Source organism: Paenibacillus sp. 7541 (genome assembly GCF_002276395.1).
GTDB lineage: Bacteria > Bacillota > Bacilli > Paenibacillales > Paenibacillaceae > Paenibacillus_AQ > Paenibacillus_AQ campinasensis.
This window is the reverse complement of sequence record NZ_NQLZ01000023.1, coordinates 113650-133279: the sequence shown is the minus strand read 5'-3', so window position 1 is coordinate 133279 and position 19630 is coordinate 113650. Positions and strand designations below refer to the sequence as shown.

Sequence of the window (19630 nt, the reverse complement as noted above, 5' to 3'; positions counted from 1 at the left end):
CCTTCCTTATGAATATATGACCCACTCAGTCCTTGATCAAGGACAGAAACTCGGCACGCTGCGCAGCATCGCTCTGGAACGTTCCGCGAACGGCAGAGGTCACGGTTTTGCTTCCAGGCTTCTTCACGCCCCGTGCACACATGCACAGATGCTCCCCTTCCACAACAACCATCACACCATTAGGCTGCAGCGCTTCAACCATAATATCCGCAATCTGCGCTGTAATCCGCTCCTGTACCTGCAGGCGGCGGGTAACGGCCTCCACGAGACGGGCCAGCTTGCTCAATCCGGCAATTTTCCCGCTCGGTACATAGCCGATATGGACCTTGCCGAAGAACGGCGCCATATGGTGCTCACACTGGCTGTAATACACAATATCCTTCACGATCACCAGCTCTTCATGGTTCTCGTCAAAGGTAACACCCAGAACGTCTTTCGGGTCCACTTCATACCCTGCAAAAATTTCCTCGTACATTCGGGTCACTCTTGCAGGGGTTTCAAGCAGTCCTTCCCGACTTGGATCTTCACCGATCAGCTTCAGTATCTGCTCTACATGATATTCAATCTGCTCACGATGCTGACCCACTTTATGATTAACGTAGTCTTTAACGCCTGACACGGTACATCCTCCTTCCGTTTCCGAATACAACGGGCAACATTTCCGCTGTTAGCGGTATTTATAAAGAGAAGCGGCCACCACCGCCCCATGCTTCAAGCGGGATTGACGCTTCTGTCATGATTATTTACGTTTGCGACCTTGCCCTTTGCCAGGAAGCGGTTGATTCTTCATCATTTGCTGTGCGCGCTGCATCTGTTTGCTGTTCATATTATAGCCCATTTGCTTCGCCATCTTCTGCAGCATTTCCGGATCACTCTGCATTTTCTCCAATTGCTTCCGCAAATAAAACGCACCGATGAAAAATCCGGCCACCAAACCCACAATTAACGTGATAATCGGAATGACAATATGCATCACTTGACCACCTTTAGACACTAATATTCTCCACTCGTTGTCGCATATACGACGAACCTATCATAGCATGTCCTCTAAAAGACGGCAAATAAGAAATATGCCGCTAGGCATATTTCAGTAAAGACAAGCCGTGTTCCCTTCTACCGATCGGCAATAGCTCCTTCAAGCACCAGCAGTGTTCGCTTAAGCTCCACCCCGCCGCCGTAACCGATCAGAGAGTTGTCCGCCCCGAGCACGCGGTGACATGGCACCACAATCGGAATCGGGTTCTTGTTGTTTGCGCCGCCGACCGCCCGCACCGCCTTCGGACGTCCAATCGACTCCGCAATGTCTTTATATGAGCGCACCGAACCGTAAGGAATGGCCTTGAGCGCCTCCCATACCTGGAGCTGGAAGGAGGTGCCCCGCATATCAAGCGGCAGATCAAACGCCTTCAATTCACCGGCAAAATACTGCTTAAGCTGCTGCGCTGCCGGAGCAAGCCGCTCCGGATCCCGCTTGTACCCGCCGTTGCCGGCCCAGGTCCGGGACCATTGCTGAATGACGGCTTCCTTTACATAAAAGCTGCCGAATTCAATCAAGCACAGGCCTTTGTCGGTTGCGCACAGCGTCAATGGCCCGACGGGCGATTGGATCTCATCATAATAGATCATCTCCGGACCGCCTTCCGGGACGGCCATCGGCTCGGCTCCCTGAACAGGCGCATCAGCCGGGCCGCTGCCTTGCTGTGTACCCCCTTGTCCGGAAGCGCCGTGCGCTTCCGCATTGTCAGTCTGCGATCCCGCCTGCTCATGTTCCGCAGCCGGTGTATCGTTATTCGATGCCGATTTCAATTTGGATAAGGCTTGCTGCAGCATGTTCCGAACCTGACTGTCTTGTTCGGAAGCCATGCCTTTCTCTAAGTTGTTCATTGCTTCTTCGCCTCCAATTCGGCCCAGAGCCCACGCAGCGGTACCGCGCAGCTCCGGGCGCGGATCTTTCAGCAGCACCTCGCTAAGCTTCGGTACTGCCGAAGCGTCTCTAAAGTTGCCAAGCGCAATTACAGCGTTGCGCTGGATCGGCTTTCTGCCTCGCCAGGCCGCCGCCGTATCCCCGTAAGTTTCCTTGAATTCGCGGTTGCTCAGATCCAGAATCGGCAGCAAGAGCGGCTTCGCCTTCTCCGGATCAGGCTGAAGCGCCGGATGATGGTCCCAGTTCTTCCCCCGGTTCTTCGGGCAGACGATTTGGCAAGTGTCGCAGCCATACAGCCGGTTGCCGATCTTGCGCATAACCTCCTCGTCCAGGAATCCCTTCGTCTGGGTAAGGAAGGATATGCAGCGCTGGCTATTAAGCTGCCCGGGTCCGACGAGCGCGCCAGTCGGGCAGGCATCAATGCATTTCGTGCATTCGCCGCAGTCCTCGGTAACCGGCGTATCCGGCGGAAACGGGATATTCGTCACCATCTCACCCAAGTAAATCCATGATCCATACTTCGGGGAGATGATCGCACAGTTTTTGGCGCTAAAGCCGATGCCCGCCCGCTGCGCTACAGCGCGATCGACCAGCGCGCCTGTATCCACCATGCTCTCGAGCACCGCATCAGGCACTCGCTCACGAATAAAAGCTTCCAGACGGCTCATCGCCTCCCGAAGCACATGATGGTAATCCCGCCCCCACGCCGACCGGGCCATAATGCCCCGATATTTGCCGGGCTCCGACTTCGGCGGATTGGCCATCTTCGACGGATAAGCCACCGCAATCGCAATAAGTGACGCCGGCTCGGTCCCCGGGAGCATAGGCGTCACCCGCTTGTGCAGGTCCGGCTCTTCAAAGCCGGACTCATAGCCTTTATCACGATGCTGCTGCAGGATGGACTTCAGCGACACGAACGGTTCCGCTGAAGCGAATCCGATATCATCAATACCGAGCTCCGGCGCAGCCTGCTTCAGCTCCGCTTTCAATTCCTCCCAAACCGAAGGCGGAGGAGCGTAAGAGCCTAGTCTGTCTGTCATTCTCCAGCGCCTCCTTTCACCGTTTGAGAAACAGCGTTATAATTTTTTAATTTCCGAGATCGGCCAGAAGATGAACTCCGCCCGGCCAACAATGTCGGATTCCTTCACACTTCCGAACATGCGGCTGTCCTTGCTCTTTCCAAGATGGCGGTTATCCCCCATTACAAAGTAGTGGCCTTCCTCCAGCGTAACCGGCTGGAAGCCTGGATCTTCAATCGGAACATCCGTATACGATTCCACCTGGGCTTCACCATTGACATACAGCTTCTGGTTCTTCACTTCAATGGTATCCCCCGGAACGCCAACAATACGCTTCACCAGAAATTCCTTCTTGTCCGGCCCTTGGCTCGGATCTTTCAGCACAACAACATCTCCTCGCGCAGGCTTGGAGAAATGATACACCACTTTATTAATGAACAGTCGCTCCGATGCCACCAGCGTAGGCTGCATCGACTCCCCTTTTACCATGGACAGATTGAAAACATACATATTAAGAAGCACCATGATAACAAATGCAATAGCAATCGTCTTGATCCAGTCCCACAGCTCCGTAGCCCATCCATTACTGCCGGTCTTAGGATTCTCAGGACCGTTACCCTCTCCGCGATTGGGAGATTCCGGTGGAATTACTTGTTCCATAATACACCTTCCTTGTGTCTTTTTCACCTGGGAAGCACCGGAAGACGATGCCTTCACCCAAATACAGGTACATTAATAGAAAAGCATATCTCCCACCCATTTGCAACGGCTGAAAGATATGCTCATATTGTTTAACGGTCCATTCATGTCTCTATGGAAGCCTGCAGGCCTGCTGTTCTAGGGGCTTATTTTCGCGATATGTACCTATTGTTGGCTCACGATGCTAAGCTTCTGGAACGACTTCAGGATTTGGTTAGCTCCGTAACCCAGAGCCTCATAAAATGGCATAGCGGCAGCATTGTGCTCATCACCCGCAACGAGGATCCGGCTGACCTTGCGCGATTGAAAGCGTTGCTCCATAGCCGAAACAAGCGCTTTGCCAATTCCCTTTCTGCGATGATCAGGATGAATGGCTATGCGGTAATAGCAACCATGATTGCGCTCAATCGTGCCGATCAAGGCACCGACGATTTCCCCGTCTTCTTCCGCTACCATAATCAGGTCCGAGTCCCAAGCGAGTTGTCTTGAGAAGGGCTTCATCGTATTCTCGTAGCATTCTTCCGACAAAGCGATTCGCAGAAGTTCTGTTACCGGGTTACAATCACTCAACTGAAAGGAACGAACATGCATCTCCCAATCTCCCTTTTCGTTAACATGATGCGGTTTACAATTTTATCGTCTTGCGTTTATGCAAACCTAACATTTTTCAATACTACAAAAATGGCCATAATCCTTTTCCCTTGTCCATTAAACCACAATTTCCGCAGAAATTCACGAGTTTTCTTCTGAAAGCGCTTCATATTAAGCGTTTACATTTTTAGGGAAACATTTATTTCCATATTACACAGCGAAAATATTTGATAAAACCGGGGTATTTATTAGCTGAACGTTAAATGATAAGATCCAACATTTCCCGCTCTTTTTCGATCTCTTTCTTGCATCCTTATATAAAAAGCGCCCTTCCGGTGTGCCCGGAAAGACGCCTGGTATACTGTCATGATTTTATTGAAGGACGACCGTGTCCCCCGGCTTTAGCCCGGATAACACCTCTATCTTGTCCAGTGTCTGCATCCCGGTCTGGATATCCTGCCGCTCGATTTGTCCGTCGCCCTTATCCACCATAACGTAGCTGGTTTCGCCTTCGGTCAATACCGCCAGCTTCGGAACAACAACAGCCTTCTCCTTGCGCTCGGTTACGATGTCCCCGGTCAAGGTCAGTCCGCCGATCAAGCGATCATTTTCAGGTAGAGAGATGATGACCTTGAACTGAGGTGCCTGGGAGGTCTGTTTCTCCTGGGAGATCGTCTCCGCGAATTTGGCTACCTCCTTCACCTCCCCCTTCAGTCGGATATCTTTCAGAGACGAATGCTTCACCTCGACTTCCATGCCCGGCTTAATGCTGAACACCTCATTTTCCCCGGCATAGGCCACAAACTGAAGCGAATTCAGATCCACAATTTTGCCTATATATTGGTTCGCTGTAAGGGATTGCGGCTGCTGCTCTGAGTTGCCGAACAGAAAAATACCTGCTGTAGGCGATGTGTAGGTCGATTTCTTCAGCCGATCGTTCAAATCGGTGATCGTCTGTTCTTCGATCAGCTCGTTCACAGAATCCAGCTCGCCGCTAAGACGCGCGCTCTCTTGGTCAGCCAGCATCTTCAAGCGCTCTGCCTCCGTCGCTCCCATCGGCGCGTTGTCGAGCTCCTGATTGAGGGTGAATTCCTTCAATTCCTGCTCCATCTCCCTCTTTTCCTGCTCCAGCTTCCGCTTTTTCCGTTCGGCTTCCTTCTGCTGCAGTTGCTGGCGGATGGGCTTTTGGTCCAGCTTAAACATGACATCGCCCTTCTTGACCTGCTGACCGTTCGTGACGTTCCAAGCCTCCACTGTACCTTCAAAAGGGGCATACACCATCGTTTCATGTCCATACTCCGAGGCCCCCTTAACCTGTACAGTCGATACGACGGTCTCTTCGGTCACTGGAAAAGAGATAACCTGCGGCTCCTCCATCATGAATACTTCAGGCTCCCCCGGCTTCATCTGCCCATAAATCCAATAGCCGGCCACAGCCAGCACCGATACAATGACCAACCATTTAATGACCTTTTTCATACCGTTTTAGCATCCTTTCCGATGTCTCTCATATCCTAATCCCGCTTAATCGCCAGCAGCGCGTTGGTCCTAGCCGCACTGATCGCCGGGTAAATCCCCGATAGAATTCCCGTCATAACTGCGAATGCGATTCCGATAGGCAATGTATCCAGGGTCACGGCAATTTGCAGCCCGGCTATCCCTGCCGATGCCGTAATAAACGAGTTCAACCCGTTAATAATCAAAAAAGCGAAGACGATCCCAAGCAAGCCACCAAGAAAACCGAGCACACTGGCCTCCACAATAAACATGATCCGAATCTGACCCATATGCGCTCCGAGAACCTTCATAATACCGATTTGGCGACGGCGCTGATGCGTGGACATCGTCATAGCCACAATAATCGAGATTGAGGCCAGCAGCAAAATGAAAATACCGATACCCAGTGCAATTGCCTTGAACGTATTCAGCTGAGAAGCAATTTGGTCCCGCGCCGCCAGATTGTCGGTGGCATTCAGGGCCAGCTTGGATATCAGCTCTTCAAGCGGCCTGATGTTCTGAAGATCATCTACCTTTACCGTCAAGGTATCGAAGGTCCGCCGCTTTGTGGAAGAGTTGTCTTCAGGGTTTAGATAGTCGCTCAACCACTCCGCCGTTTCAAAGGAGATATAAGCCCGGCGGTCATACATGGCATACATCGGGTTTTGACCTTTCTCTACCTCCAGAATGCCTCCGATATAAAGCTGCGGGCCGAGCACCATCTTCTCCCCAATCATCTGCTCCGGCTGAAGGCTCTTGCCCATCATATCTGTGATGTTTCTTTCATACATTTCATATTCTTCCCACAGCATCGGGTTATTGCCGTCGCTATTGATCATCTCCATTAATCTTTTGGCTGTCTCCGAATCCTTCCAGCCTGTTGTGGCTCCGTAATTAAGCACAACGGCACCTACCTGATCGAGCGGACCGCCCTGCTGGAACTGATTCCCCTGCTCCCTCAGTTTCGACAGATCCACAGCCATGACATTGATCCCATCATGGACCAGATTGTCGGAAGAGACAAAGCGAAGATATCCAAGCTGCTTGGATGGAATGACAGATTTTACGTGGCGGAAACCCTCAATGACTTGAAGCTTGTCCTCGGTCAGCAGTCCCCGCTCCAGTCCATCCTGCTCCTCGCCACCTCTATTTCCTCCCATGCTCTGGGGGGTTACCGTTATTTCATCTAATTTCAAACCGCCTATGATTTCCTTATCCAAATAACTTTGAGCGGCATTGCCTATGCTGATCGCTACAATGATCGCCGCGCAGCCAATCGATATACCTGTCATACACAAGGCTGTAACGACTTTACGGCGCTTGATCTGCCCCCACGCGAGCCGCATACTGTCTGTTAGTTTCAGCTGACGTCACCTGCCTTCTCCGCGCTCTCCGAATCATCTTGCATGTCAGATTCATCAGCAGAAGCCTGCAGATCGCCTCCAGGAAGCGATGGAGCATGAGCCAGCATCGGCTGCTTCTCATCCGGACGGACCAAATAACCGTCTCGAAGCATGATTGTTTTTTTCATCTGGGCGGCAACTTCCATTTCATGCGTGACGACGACAAATGTCGTATTCATCGATTCGTTAAGATTCATCATGATCCGAATAATCTCTTCTTCCGTACGGGTGTCCAGATTACCCGTTGGCTCGTCAGCAAAAATGACCGAGGGCTCCGTAATCAGCGAACGGGCAATGCTAACCCGCTGCTGCTGGCCTCCCGAAAGCTGGGAAGGATAAAGGCGGGCCTTGTCTGCGATTCCCGTCATTTCCAAGAGCTCCAGTGCTTTTTTCCGGCGTTTTGATCCAGAAACCGATTGGAAGACTAGCGGAAGCTCCACATTTTCCAATATCGTCAGCGTAGGAATCAGTTCATAAGCCTGAAATATAAATCCGATATGCTTGCGCCGAAAGACGGCGAGCTTGTTTTCACTGAATTTGACGATATCCTGGCCGGCGATATAAATATGGCCCTCCGTCGGCTTCATCAGCCCCGCCATCAAGTTAAGCAATGTGGACTTCCCCGAGCCCGAGCTGCCAAGCAAAGCTATCATCTCGCCTTCCTTCACCTCGAACTCGATATGGTGAAGCACCTTCAGCACTTCACTGCCGTTCTTGAAGCTGTGCGATACATTTTCCAAACGTAACATGTTCGCTCGATTCCTTTCCTTTGCTCATCGTTACCACTCCGAATCCGGCACCGAATTCGGATAGAAGGTCAGGTTAACGGTTTGGCTTCCCATAATAATCCGTTCATTCTGGAACTCATCCGACAACGTCAGGCTAAGCCATCCACCCCGAAGCCTCTTATACTGCTCGTCCGTTAATTCAAGCGAAACCGTCCGGGTTCCCGGCACCTGGATATCGGTTCCCGGGGTAAGCACCCGCTCCTGTGTCTGACCCAGGCTGTCCTTGATCGTTAAGATCAGCTTATGCCCGGCATCGGCTGCGGTGATGCTGTCAGTCCGTTTAACATCAAACGTTAGATTCAGCGAAATGGTCGGGCTTCCCTCCTGCAGAGACCCTGCTAATTTCGTAACCGAAATGTTGTAAGGATACCAGTCCAGCTGAGTCAGACTTCTGCTTGTGGCCGGTCGAATCGGATTCAGCGTCAGCTTCTTCACGCTCATTATGCCGGTTGCTTCTGTCCCCGACTCTGCCAGTTTGTTCCCCGTCATCGCTGTACCCAGAGCCAGCTGCAAATCGTTTCCGGCCCCTTTCGGCACTCTCGCCCAGAAGGTAACCAACTGCTTGGCTCCGGGTTGAAGCGGCGTTTCCGGCTGTACCGTTTCGGCCTCGTAGATCTGTCCGCTGGTCCCCTGGAAATACCCTTTCATTAATGGAGCCTGGATCCGGCGCTGCTCACTGCTGGCCAAGGTAAATTCAGAATAAATGATGTCCGAGTCTGTTCCTTCATAGATGATCGTTCGCCGCTCCTGCAATTCCGACCTCTTGCCGGCGGTCTTGATTGAATAAGGCTTTCCTTGTTCCAGACGCTCCACGGATTGGGCGTGACCCGAAGCGGTCCATGTCAGGAAAGGACTTTTGGCGCTATCCTGCTGCGTAGACAATCGGAAGCGCAGGGTTTGAATATCATTTGTATATGGAATCTTTGCCATGACATACACTTCTGTCGCAGCTCCTGGTGCGATCCGTGATCCTTGTTCCTCGGCAATCACTTCTGGAGCCGACAGCAAGACCTTTTCATCCGCTATCACCTCCGCCGTCAGTTCAGGCAGCAGAATCGAATTCGTCTCATGGGGATTACGCAAACGAAGCTTCGCCACCACAAGATCCGTATCCTGCCATGGAAGCCGCTGGATGGATTCCAGTGTATAGGCGAATCCTTGCGGGCTTTGTGGAGGATACTCCACGCCGATCGAGGATCTGCGCTCGGTTTGATAAGGGATGCTGAAATAGGCCAAAGGCAGGTTAATATGAGCCATTTCCGTAGGAGCAACAGGGCTGCCTGATTCCTGATCTGCGGACTTACCGATTGTCCCGTACTCCCCGGATGGTGCGATCATACGGAGTCTCAGCCGTTCCTGATCCAATTGAGCCGGCAGCGCCATATCGAGTGTGATTGCGCGCTCCTCCCCCGGGCTGAGCTTGATGGTCAGCGCGCCCCGATCCTCTGCCTCATAAGGATACAGAGAGCCCTCCGAGGCTTTGATGGCATAATCATAGGCAGGAATCGTCACCGATTTCTTCCCGTTGTTCTTGAAGGCCACCTCGATATTCCATATTGCCTGATCGCCTGAAACCCGCAGCAATGCCTGGCGGACGCTGGCTCTTACCGGCTGTCCGGATATCGTCAAGGCCTTGGCCTCTCCCTCAGGCACATCCCACTGGGGCGTTATGGCCTTAGGCAGCTTGAAAGAGGCCACCGGGAGATCCAGTTTCAGCGTATCGTCAGTTTCCGTCCACAAAAAACGAAGATCGGTTGTTTTAAGGTAGGAAGGGATTTCTGTTATGTAGTAAACCTTTTTCCGTTCTTTGGGCTGCACAGGGACTCCTTCCGTTCCCGCTTCCCGCTGAAGCTGGAACGCACTCCCGCTGCCTGTCGCCAAATACGGATTCAGTGCATTGTCCGTCCAGACGCGGCTTCCGTGATTCGTCAGCGACATGCCGACCTTGGCATATACCTTGCCGTCATACTTGATCACCTCCAGCGATTCAGCCTTGACCGTAACCGGGGTTCCCCCTAAACTGAGCTTCCGGGCTGCCCCGGAAGCAACCGCAGCCGAGTATGTAGCCGGTATTCTATAAGACCCGACGCGCTCCAAGTATCCTTTTACCTTCGGGTTCCACACGTCCATAACCAGCTTCATCCCGGAAATGGATGCCTGCTCCGTTTTTACATAGTAGGTCACACTCAGGCTCTGGCCCGGCTCGACCTTCTTCTTCGCCAGATCCTTCGTAATCGGATTGGCAGCTTTGACGTCCCCCCCGGGAAGTACCGCCTTAGGAAAATAAGTTACTAGTCGTGCAGGGCTCTTGCCTCCGTTCCTGTAGCGGAGAGTAAAGACAGCCACATTGCCGCTATCCTGATTCCATACGTCCGCTTGTTCCAGGGATGCGGTTACCCCGTTGCCCAGCTTTACGTTCCAGTTAAGGGACGTGTTAGCAGCCGGCGCCGTCTCCCTCGAACTTGTAGTCCCATTGTTAGATGCACTAGCCGTCGGAGAGACGGCCATGGCAGCAGCCAGCAGGATGACTGCTGCTTTGAAGTTTTTACTGTTGATAGGCATACTAGGATGCTCCTCCTTCCTTCCCACCATCCCTGATTTTTCTACGGGTGGATGGGCTATACTACAATAACGACAGATTTCCATAATAAGTTTCAAAAACATCTTCATCCCCTCTTCATGGACTTTTCAAACATAAATGTTGATTTAATCCCCTCAAAAGGTTTAATATATGTAGTGTAGTCAACATTACATATGGGCTGGCTTCGGATGATAAAGACTTCCTCCACTTTATAATGAAGGAAGTGCTTTGATCATAACCAAAAACTATATAATATCAGGAGGTATTTCATTATGGCATTCCAATTACCACCGCTTCCTTACGCAAATGACGCGCTCGAGCCACACATCGACGCACAAACGATGGAGATCCACCATGATCGCCACCATAACACCTATGTAACGAACCTGAACGCAGCTCTGGAAAGCGCTCCTGAACTGCAAAACAAAAGCTTGGAAGAGCTGATTGGCAACCTTGACGCTGTACCTGAGAGCATCCGCACTGCGGTTCGCAACAATGGTGGCGGACATGCCAACCACTCCCTGTTCTGGGAAATCATCGGGCCAAACGGCGGCGGACAACCTACCGGCGCACTGGCTGATGCGATCAACAACGAGCTTGGCGGCTTCGACAAATTCAAAGAAGATTTTGCGAAAGCAGCTACAACTCGCTTCGGCAGCGGCTGGGCATGGCTGGTTGTAAAAGACGGCAAGCTTGCAATCACCAGCACGCCTAACCAGGACAGCCCAATCATGGAAGGGCAAACGCCTCTCCTTGGTCTGGACGTATGGGAGCATGCTTACTACCTGAAATACCAAAACAAACGCCCTGACTACATCGCTGCTTTCTGGAACGTTGTAAACTGGGAAGAAGTTGGCAAGCGCTACGAGAACGCGAAGTAAGTTACGGTCTATATAAGAACAGGCTGCCTGTAGATGATTTCTACATTGGCAGCCTGTTTTTATATGCATATTCATAACCACACATCATTCATCCTGCACCCGCCCGTCTATCAACCGGGGGCTACGTTGCCGCACTTCTGTTAGATGCCGGAGGCTCATAATGATGCGCCCTGGAAGGCGCATATACCGCCACAAGCACAGCCACCGATACGGCAACGGCCGCGCCGGCGCCGATCAGACAAACCACCTGCAATGACCACAGGTCTGCGGCAAAGCCGAGCAAGAGCGTCAGCACAATTTGCAGCATTCCTTCCGCCAGCCGGGTTACACTGCTAAAGCGTCCCATTAGCTCAATCGGCACCTGATTCTGAAAGAACGTGGTAAAGCCCGCATTGGCATAGGAAGAGAAGAATCCGAACAGAATGAACCCCGCCGCAGCAACCATCGGGCCGGACGACGCATAGAACAATAAATAACCGAGACTCGACAGCAAAGTGCCCGCACTGATGAACATCCGCAGGGACAAGAGCTTCACGGAAAAGGACGCTGCCGCTGAACCGGCCAAGTAGCCTGCACCCGCCACGCTCACCAGCAAGCCGTAGCCCTCATCGCCAAGCAGCAGCACCTGCTTGATAAAGGTGGCCTCCTGCGAATCCAGCGCGAACCCGAGCAGCATCGCCGTCTGGAATAAAATATACACCGTCACGAAATACTTCGCCGCCTGACCGAACCGGATGACGGACCTCCAGTCCTGAAGCCAGACCTGCAGCGTCAGCCGCTGCTTCGGCTCGCCCTCGGCAGCCTTCTCCTGATCCACATCAGGCAGGAGACGGATCACCCATGCGCAGAGAAGAAAGGATATCGCATTGATGAAAATACATACCCGAATATCCGTGTAGGCGATAAGCAGGCCGGATATGCTCGGTCCGAGCAGCACGGCTCCCGATGTAGTAAAGCTGGACCATGCATTGAATCGCTTGCGGTCTTCGGGTGCAATCAACTTGGTTACGTAAGTCATCGAAGTCGGGCCAAAGAATGCGCCAGCCACACTGACAAGAAACATCACCGCATAAATCGCCCATACCGACGACAGGAAAGGGATGACTGCGATAAGAACCCCACGGATCACATCGGTCATGATCATCAGCCTTCGCTGATTCATCCGGTCGATCAGGCTTCCGGCCCATGAGTTGGTCAGCAGCACGGCCAGCGGACGAATGATGAACAAGCCGGCCACCGCCGCCGGAGACCCCGTCATATGCAATATGAGCAGGTTAATCGCAACCAGATAAATCCAGTTTCCCAAATTGGAGATGCCAATCCCGACAATGTACAGCAGTGCCTGCCTCCAGCTCTGCAATGCTTATTCCCCCTATGTCCCTCTAAGTCCAAACAGACGAGTGGCACCTTGACCCTCGGACCGTCTAGGATGCAAAATATGCGCCTAAAATGCGGATAAACACATTAGGAAACGCATAGCGCTCCATGTCCTGCGCATCGATCCATTGATATTGCGCTTCTGGTGCCTCATAAGCAGCTGCCGTCTCGGCGACCCAAGCTTCAGCGGAGGGCAGCTCCTGATATTGGCAGCGGTACACCCGCATATGCCAGCGGATATGGCTAAAGACATGCTCTGCATCCATGAAATAGCTGGCCGCAGTGGCAGGAATGCCCTCTTCCCGCAGCGCGCCTGTCAGGCGTTCCATAGCGGCCTCTTCCGGCAATGACGCCAGATTCGCGCTGCCATCAGCCGATACCGTCACATGCGGCAGCTCCCACATCCCGGCCAGAAGGCCGGTTGCAGGACGCCTGCGGACCAGGATCTTGCCCTGATGCTGACCGCTCCCTTCGACAATCGCCGTCAACCGATACTCTGGTCTTGGCGGCTTCGCCTTCGTCTTGATCGGCAGCTGTTCTTCCTTCCCCTCGAATCTGGCCGCACAGTGATGCATGACCGGACACGTCAGGCATTTAGGCGACTTCGGTGTGCACACCAGCGCACCCAGCTCCATCAGCGCCTGACTGAAATCAGAGGCCCGGCCCTCCGGAATGAGCGTCATGACCAGCTCCTCCATATGCGTCCGGGTCCGAACCTTCATAATATCCTCTTCGATCAGAAAGTATCGGGACAGCACCCGCATGACGTTTCCATCGACCGCAGGGGCCGGAATATTGAAGGCAATGCTGCGGATCGCACCCGCTGTATACGGACCAACTCCTTTGAGGCCAGCCACCTCATCCTTGCCGCTTGGCATCATGCCGCCATACTGCTCCTTGACCTGACGGGCAGCCTGCTGCAAATTGCGGGCACGCGAATAATAGCCGAGCCCCTCCCAGCATTTAAGCACCTCATCCTCGGGGGCATCAGCCAGCGCTTCAATCGTCGGGAAGCGCTCAATAAAACGCTGGAAATATGGAATGACCGTATCCACCCGGGTCTGCTGCAGCATAATCTCCGACACCCATATATAGTAGGGGTCCCGGTGGCGTCTCCAAGGCAAATCACGTTTGTTTCTGTCGTACCAGTCAAGCAGCTCATGGCTGAAATATCGTTTATGTTCTGTATTGTACATATTTAATAGCGGTTCTCCTTCATTGAACTATCCCACATTCTTTTCGACAACGGCAAAAGCGGAGGCCAGCTCGGGCTGATGGGAGATGCTCAGATGAATCGTGTAGCCCCGGGGAGAGCCCAAGCCGAGCCTCGCCCATGCATCCGGCGACAAAGTAACCACCGGTTTACCGCAGGCATCCGGCAATATTTCCATATCGAGAAAGCCGATCAGCTTGCCGATACCGCAGCCGAACGACTTGGATATCGCTTCCTTTGCCGCGAAGCGCCCGGCCACGAATTCCGTACGCTTGGCGCCCTTCCTCTCTGCGATCACCCGCTCCGCCTCGGTAAGCACACGCTCTATAAATTTTTGACCGTGCGGTCCGGTCAGCAAAATCTCCATTCGCCCGATTTCCAGGACGTCATGGCCGATTCCGTATATCACGAGATCTACTCCCCTTCTTCTCCAATATGCCAATATGTCGTTTGGGAAAATAAAAACATCTTCTCTATTGTATCAGTCCAAGCCCGCCTAACGCGAGCCTGGGCAGCGAAAAAGGCATCTCTTAAGCCTATAATGAGACTTAAAAGATGCCTGTCGTTCCTGTTTATGTAACGGATCGGGATTAAATCCCGGGGATCTGGTTCCGTTTGTGAGCCGTCTTCACATACATGCGTTCCAGTTTCTCCTGAACCTCTGGACGGATCGTTTTGCCTTCAAGATAATCGCTGTTGTCATCATAGCTGATGCCCAGCTCCTTCTCGTCGGTCTGCCCTTCCCAGAGCCCTGCCGAAGGGGCTTTGTCCAGGATCGATTGAGGCACGCCCAAATAAGAGGCCAGCTGCCGCACCTGGCGCTTGTTCAGCGATGTGAGAGGAGTAATGTCCACTGCGCCGTCGCCCCACTTGGTATAGAAGCCCGTGATCGCTTCGGAGGCATGGTCTGTACCGACAACGAGCAGATTCTGCTCAAATGCCAGGGCATACTGCATAACCATGCGCACACGAGCCTTGACATTGCCTTTGCCAGGGATGCTGATATGCTGATTCACACCGATGTTCTTGAGACTATGCTCAACCTCAAGCGCGATCTCATTCACCGCTTCCTCGATATTCGTCTCCACGGTATACTTCAGATCGAATGCTTTGGCCACCGCATAGCTGTCTGCAATATCGGCCTGTTCCCCATACGGCTGGAATACGCCAAGCGTCTTGTACTCCTGATTGCCCTCCTGAGTAAGCTCGTCCGTTGCACGCTTGCACAGACCCGCTGTAACCGCGCTATCGATCCCGCCGCTGATCGCGATCAGCAGACCGGATGCACCGGCATTCTTCACATAAGATTTCAGAAAATCTACCCGCTTGCGGACCTCTTCCTCCACGTTAATAGCGGGCTTGACACCCAGTTCAGCGATGATTTGTTCTTGTAGGCTCATCCCTCACGACTCCCTTCGAGAATAAATGAGAAAGCCCCGCAGGCATCGGATATGCCGAATGCATCGGGGCCTTGCAAAATGCTGCCGAATTACTGGCAATAACGCTCGAACGCGTCCACAAGATCCGCCGCAATCTCTTCTGCCGAGCGGTTCTCAACCTGATGGCGCTCGATAAAATGTACCAGCTCCCCATCCTTCAAAAGCGCAATTGAAGGAGAAGATGGCGGATATGGAGCGAAATATTCACGGGCTTTCGCCGTTGCTTCCTTGTCCTGTCCGGCAAATACGGTATATAGGTGATCCGGCTTCACCGTGCTCTCCAGCGCGAGAGCGACTCCCGGACGCGCTTGACCTGCTGCACATCCGCATACGGAATTGACCACGACAAGCGCCGTGCCTTTAGCATTCGGAAGCGATTGTTCCACCTCTTCAGGTGTGGTCAGCTCCTGGATCCCCAGACGGGTCAGTTCATCCCTCATCGGTTGAACCATATCGCGCATATATCGATCAAAAGACATACCCATAACTGCTTTCACTCCTTATATAAACAAGATTGTTCAATGTATAACAGCTGTTCGCTATCTATATTATACAATCACACAATATGAAAGCAAGGAATAACAAGCCGGGAAGGAGCGCCTTTTGACCGGGGCAGGCCTGGCAATGCGTACTTGGGGCCATGATGAATGTTTCATAAAGCCGAAAACAAGGAGGACTCTAGTGCCCCTTGGCCTACGGAATAGACCCGGCTGCCCGCCTCCATCGACATTATAAAAAAGCGAGCGGTATCTGCTCCGTCGCAATACCGCTCGCCCGTCATCCCGGAGTCTAGGTAGCCGGATAGTTCACGCCGTCCTTCTTCTTATCGGCGATCGGTTCGCCGCGACGCTGTGTATTGTCCCGCTTTTGCTGCTCCTGCTGCTTGGAATCGTTTTTGCTCATCCGATAGTGGCCTCCTTTTCAAGTAAAACTCCACTATATTATGTCTTCTCCAGAAGCAGCTTATTCGGCGGAAGCAGCCGATGCAGCACTTGCAGACGGAAGAACAGACTGGGCATAGGAGCGAAGCGGCAGTCTGATCTTGAAGACCGTCCCCTTCCCTTCCTCCGAATCTACGGCAATCGTGCCGTTATGCCGCTGTACAATGCTAAGGCATAGTGCCAGACCGAGACCGGTCCCTTTGCTCTTGGTCGTGAAGAAGGGCTCAAACAATCGCCCGCGCTCTTCTTCCGGGATGCCGATTCCCGTATCGATAATGTACAGTTCCACGTCATCCTCGGAACGCTTCGTTTCAATCGTGAGCACACCTTTTTCCTTCATCGCTTCCATGCCGTTGCGGCACAGATTCAAGATGAGCTGTTTGATTTCCTTCGGATTGAGCTGCATGTTTGGCACCGCTGTCGCCAGCTTCAGCTCAATGCTCTGTCCGCGCAAGTTCGCATCGGCCCACAGCAGCGGGCTAAGCTCTTGAATAATGTCATGGAGATGACAATCCTCTTTCTCCTGATCGCGGTTCTGGGCCAGGGACAGAAAGTCGTTAATGATGCCGTTGGCCCGGTCAAGCTCCTCCATGACGATCCGGTAATAATGATCCAGCTCATCCGGACTCTTCTCCTTCATCAGCTGCAGGAAACCGCGGACAACGGCCATCGGATTGCGGATTTCATGCGTGATGCTGGCCGCCATCTGCCCGACCAGGCTGAGCCGCTCGGCATTGCGGAACTCTGTCCGCATGCGTTCGAGCTCCGTCATGTCGTGAAGGATGCCGACCACTTCGGTGACCTCCTCCTGATATAATCGGCGAAGCGGGAACACACTGACGGAATATACTCTGGAGCCGCAGCGAACGATCTCTCCATTCGTTTCTTCCCCGAGGAGAGCGTTATGAAATTTGGAATGTATGTATTCTTTTTCATGCGTTTGCTCCAGCACGTCAATCAGCGGCTCCGCTGCAAGATCACGGGATGTCAGATGCGGGAAGATCGACTTCAGGTTAGCCATGAACAGCTGGTTGGACGCAATGACGCCACCCTGGCGATCCACCGTAACCATCCCCAGCGGCACCATCTCCAGTAATTTTTGCAGTCCATCGCGCGATTGCTGCATCGTATAATAACGGGTGTATATCAGCCGTTCTTGCGTAGTCTCAATCCCATACACGATAAATCCGGCGAGAAAAATACCGGTCAAAACATAAAGAATCATAGCCAGCAGCTCATCGGGGTCCAGATGATAGTTGTTGATCTTGCCATCCATCACACGGGAAGCAATAATAATCAGCATGGCCGGTATGAGTCCGCTCCATAACCAGCCGACCTTCTCCATCTTGGAGCCTTTGCTGAAATGTGCTGAGTACCATGGGAGGAAGGGATAAGCGATCCAGACCGCAAGCAGCGGGATCAGAATGTACGAGAATTCGCCGATCCATGCCAGAAGCATAATATAGGTGGCAGCAAGCACAATTCCATCCCTTCTGCTGCCGTATAAAATACCGATAAACAAAGGAACGATCCCCAAATTCAGAGGCACGTAAAACTCATTCATCGAGGAAATCAGAATGCATAGCAGCATGCTGACTCCGCATGTGATGACAAAATGTTTGCGATAACGGAAGAAATCCATATCCTTCTCTTTATGCCTGTTCAGACTTTTCCATTGTCTGTCTAGGAGGAGCGGGACCTGAAAGATCAAAATGGCGGATAGCAGAACTTGCAGCATAATATCTTTCAACAGACCTAGCACAATGCGTCATCACCTCAATTGGTCAATGCCCTCAGTTATTTTTGATTAAAACACAGGCGACATGAGAATACAATATGTTCCAGAGGTGTAGGCAAGTATATCGAAACGCTGTCGTGGGCCATCCTTGTCCGAAGGTAGGAATGTTATACGCATGTGGATATAATAGAGTTACAATAGATGAACATATATACCCTTAAAGGAGCTACTATCAAACATGCCTGATTATGATGTAATTGTTGTCGGCGGCGGTCCCTCCGGGCTGATGGCCTGTGTCGCTGCGGCGGAAAGAGGCGCTTCTGTGCTTCTTGTAGATAAAGGGGACAAGCTGGGGAGAAAGCTCGGCATTTCAGGCGGCGGAAGATGCAACGTCACCAACGCCAAGAACGAGGATGAGCTGATTGCGAATATTCCGGGCAACGGAAGATTTTTATATAGCGCTTTTCAGAACTGGAATAACCGGGACATCATGGTCTTCTTCGAAGGACTCGGCATTCCGCTCAAGGAGGAAGACAACGGAAGAATGTTTCCGGTGACCGACAAGGCTTCAAGCGTCGTGAACGCCCTGATCGGCAAAGTGAAAGAGCTCGGAACCGCCATTCGCACCCTCAGCCCGGTCAACCGGGTGCTGTATGAGCATGGCCGCGCGGCAGGAATTGAGCTGAAATCCGGCGAAGTGCTGTCCTCCGCGTGCGTCATTGTCGCCACAGGCGGACAATCCGTTCCGCAGACCGGCTCTACCGGTGACGGTTATCCGTGGGCGCAAGCGGCCGGGCATACCATTACCGAACTGTACCCAACAGAGGTCCCGATCGTATCCACAGAGCCTTGGATTGCTTCGAAGGAGCTTCAAGGGCTGTCCTTGCGCAATGTTGAACTGTCGGTATGGAACCCGAAAGGAAAAAAGGTGATCGCCCATCAAGGGGATATGCTGTTTACGCATTTTGGCGTATCGGGCCCCATCGCCCTGCGCTGCAGCCAGTTCATACGCCAGGTACAGCGGAAATTTGATACGGTGAATGTCGATATGGCCATCGACTTGTTCCCTGAACAATCGCAGGCCGAGGTAGAGACAGAGCTCAGAGAGCGTCTGGAAGAAGAGCCGAGAAAGAGCCTTAAAAACATGCTGAAAGGATGGCTTCCGGAGCGCTTGATCCCCCTGATCCTGTCCAAAGCCTCCGTCGATGCGGAGCTCGTATGCAGCCACGTGTCCAAAGCCTCAATAACCACACTGGCTGCCACGGTAAAAAAATTAATGTTTCGCGCCTCGGGCACGCGCTCTTTAAAGGAAGCTTTTGTGACTGGCGGCGGGGTCAGCTTGAAAGAGATCCAGCCGAGAACGATGGAATCCAAGCTGATGCCGGGACTATTCTTCTGTGGGGAGATTATGGATATTCACGGGTACACCGGTGGTTATAACATTACAGCTGCATTCTCCACCGGCTACACCGCCGGCAAATTCGCGGCTGAAGCGGCGGTGGGCAGTCGCTGATACAGCAGGTCAAGCCGCTTCAGGGC

General features: G+C 52.6%; 17 protein-coding genes. 2 read left to right on the top strand and 15 right to left on the bottom strand.

Features of this window, described 5'->3' with window-relative positions:
• Positions 1-25: 25 nt before the first annotated feature.
• The 9 genes from folE to CHH75_RS15055 all read right to left on the bottom strand — a co-directional run bounded on the left by folE (position 26) and on the right by CHH75_RS15055 (position 10483).
• On the bottom strand, positions 26-619 hold the full coding sequence (folE, locus tag CHH75_RS15095; protein WP_095266014.1) for a GTP cyclohydrolase I FolE: 594 nt from the start codon (positions 617-619) through the stop codon (positions 26-28).
• 120 nt (positions 620-739) lie between these two features.
• Positions 740-973, bottom strand: coding sequence for a YneF family protein (locus tag CHH75_RS15090; RefSeq protein WP_095266013.1), 234 nt, complete (start codon positions 971-973; stop codon positions 740-742).
• Between the two features lie 140 nt (positions 974-1113).
• Positions 1114-2964 carry a tRNA epoxyqueuosine(34) reductase QueG gene (gene queG, locus CHH75_RS15085; RefSeq protein ID WP_095398576.1) on the bottom strand — a complete coding sequence of 617 codons (1851 nt, stop codon included), beginning with the start codon at positions 2962-2964 and terminating at the stop codon, positions 1114-1116.
• 36 nt (positions 2965-3000) lie between these two features.
• Entirely contained in the window at positions 3001-3603 is a 603-nt protein-coding gene (gene lepB / locus CHH75_RS15080; RefSeq protein WP_095266011.1) for a signal peptidase I, read from the bottom strand.
• Positions 3604-3807: 204 nt separating this feature from the next.
• On the bottom strand, positions 3808-4233 hold the full coding sequence (locus CHH75_RS15075) for a GNAT family N-acetyltransferase (protein WP_095266010.1): 426 nt from the start codon (positions 4231-4233) through the stop codon (positions 3808-3810).
• Positions 4234-4605: 372 nt separating this feature from the next.
• Positions 4606-5712 carry an efflux RND transporter periplasmic adaptor subunit gene (locus tag CHH75_RS15070; RefSeq protein WP_095398575.1) on the bottom strand — a complete coding sequence of 369 codons (1107 nt, stop codon included), beginning with the start codon at positions 5710-5712 and terminating at the stop codon, positions 4606-4608.
• Between the two features lie 35 nt (positions 5713-5747).
• A complete protein-coding gene (locus tag CHH75_RS15065; protein ID WP_095266008.1) occupies positions 5748-7076 on the bottom strand; it encodes an ABC transporter permease in 1329 nt (442 codons plus the stop codon).
• A gap of 14 nt (positions 7077-7090) precedes the next feature.
• A complete protein-coding gene (locus tag CHH75_RS15060) occupies positions 7091-7882 on the bottom strand; it encodes an ABC transporter ATP-binding protein (protein WP_230875817.1) in 792 nt (263 codons plus the stop codon).
• A 30-nt stretch (positions 7883-7912) separates the two neighbouring features.
• A complete protein-coding gene (locus tag CHH75_RS15055; RefSeq protein WP_155618790.1) occupies positions 7913-10483 on the bottom strand; it encodes a hypothetical protein in 2571 nt (856 codons plus the stop codon).
• Between the two features lie 291 nt (positions 10484-10774).
• Between CHH75_RS15055 and CHH75_RS15050 the strand changes: the two genes are divergently transcribed.
• On the top strand, positions 10775-11383 hold the full coding sequence (locus CHH75_RS15050; RefSeq protein ID WP_095266007.1) for a superoxide dismutase: 609 nt from the start codon (positions 10775-10777) through the stop codon (positions 11381-11383).
• Positions 11384-11504: 121 nt separating this feature from the next.
• Here the strand turns inward: CHH75_RS15050 and CHH75_RS15045 are convergent, their stop codons facing one another.
• The 6 genes from CHH75_RS15045 to CHH75_RS15020 form a co-directional block, all read right to left on the bottom strand.
• On the bottom strand, positions 11505-12743 hold the full coding sequence (locus tag CHH75_RS15045; protein ID WP_095398574.1) for an MFS transporter: 1239 nt from the start codon (positions 12741-12743) through the stop codon (positions 11505-11507).
• 64 nt (positions 12744-12807) lie between these two features.
• Positions 12808-13956, bottom strand: a complete 1149-nt coding sequence (gene mutY / locus CHH75_RS15040; protein ID WP_095266005.1) for an A/G-specific adenine glycosylase — start codon at positions 13954-13956, stop codon at positions 12808-12810.
• A gap of 27 nt (positions 13957-13983) precedes the next feature.
• Positions 13984-14382 carry a holo-ACP synthase gene (acpS, locus tag CHH75_RS15035; RefSeq protein ID WP_095398573.1) on the bottom strand — a complete coding sequence of 133 codons (399 nt, stop codon included), beginning with the start codon at positions 14380-14382 and terminating at the stop codon, positions 13984-13986.
• Between the two features lie 181 nt (positions 14383-14563).
• Entirely contained in the window at positions 14564-15373 is an 810-nt protein-coding gene (gene nadE / locus CHH75_RS15030; RefSeq protein WP_095266003.1) for an ammonia-dependent NAD(+) synthetase, read from the bottom strand.
• 89 nt (positions 15374-15462) lie between these two features.
• A complete protein-coding gene (locus CHH75_RS15025) occupies positions 15463-15897 on the bottom strand; it encodes a BrxA/BrxB family bacilliredoxin (RefSeq protein ID WP_095266002.1) in 435 nt (144 codons plus the stop codon).
• Between the two features lie 478 nt (positions 15898-16375).
• A complete protein-coding gene (locus CHH75_RS15020; RefSeq protein ID WP_095398572.1) occupies positions 16376-18115 on the bottom strand; it encodes a two-component system sensor histidine kinase NtrB in 1740 nt (579 codons plus the stop codon).
• Between the two features lie 214 nt (positions 18116-18329).
• Between CHH75_RS15020 and CHH75_RS15015 the strand changes: the two genes are divergently transcribed.
• Positions 18330-19604 (top strand): BaiN/RdsA family NAD(P)/FAD-dependent oxidoreductase, encoded by a 1275-nt coding sequence (locus CHH75_RS15015; protein WP_095398571.1) that lies wholly within the window; start codon positions 18330-18332, stop codon positions 19602-19604.
• Positions 19605-19630: the final 26 nt, after the last annotated feature.

What these genes read in the sequence shown, in the direction of transcription:
- CHH75_RS15075 (WP_095266010.1), bottom strand. Translation starts at nt 4,233, where the DNA reads ATGCATGTTCGTTCCTTTCAGTTGAGTGATTGTAACCCGGTAACAGAA.
- queG (WP_095398576.1), bottom strand. Translation starts at nt 2,964, where the DNA reads ATGACAGACAGACTAGGCTCTTACGCTCCTCCGCCTTCGGTTTGGGAG.
- CHH75_RS15055 (WP_155618790.1), bottom strand. Translation starts at nt 10,483, where the DNA reads ATGCCTATCAACAGTAAAAACTTCAAAGCAGCAGTCATCCTGCTGGCT.
- CHH75_RS15050 (WP_095266007.1), top strand. Translation starts at nt 10,775, where the DNA reads ATGGCATTCCAATTACCACCGCTTCCTTACGCAAATGACGCGCTCGAG.
- CHH75_RS15025 (WP_095266002.1), bottom strand. Translation starts at nt 15,897, where the DNA reads ATGGGTATGTCTTTTGATCGATATATGCGCGATATGGTTCAACCGATG.
- CHH75_RS15070 (WP_095398575.1), bottom strand. Translation starts at nt 5,712, where the DNA reads ATGAAAAAGGTCATTAAATGGTTGGTCATTGTATCGGTGCTGGCTGTG.
- CHH75_RS15060 (WP_230875817.1), bottom strand. Translation starts at nt 7,882, where the DNA reads ATGTTACGTTTGGAAAATGTATCGCACAGCTTCAAGAACGGCAGTGAA.
- CHH75_RS15065 (WP_095266008.1), bottom strand. Translation starts at nt 7,076, where the DNA reads ATGCGGCTCGCGTGGGGGCAGATCAAGCGCCGTAAAGTCGTTACAGCC.
- CHH75_RS15015 (WP_095398571.1), top strand. Translation starts at nt 18,330, where the DNA reads ATGCCTGATTATGATGTAATTGTTGTCGGCGGCGGTCCCTCCGGGCTG.
- CHH75_RS15090 (WP_095266013.1), bottom strand. Translation starts at nt 973, where the DNA reads ATGCATATTGTCATTCCGATTATCACGTTAATTGTGGGTTTGGTGGCC.
- nadE (WP_095266003.1), bottom strand. Translation starts at nt 15,373, where the DNA reads ATGAGCCTACAAGAACAAATCATCGCTGAACTGGGTGTCAAGCCCGCT.
- mutY (WP_095266005.1), bottom strand. Translation starts at nt 13,956, where the DNA reads ATGTACAATACAGAACATAAACGATATTTCAGCCATGAGCTGCTTGAC.
- lepB (WP_095266011.1), bottom strand. Translation starts at nt 3,603, where the DNA reads ATGGAACAAGTAATTCCACCGGAATCTCCCAATCGCGGAGAGGGTAAC.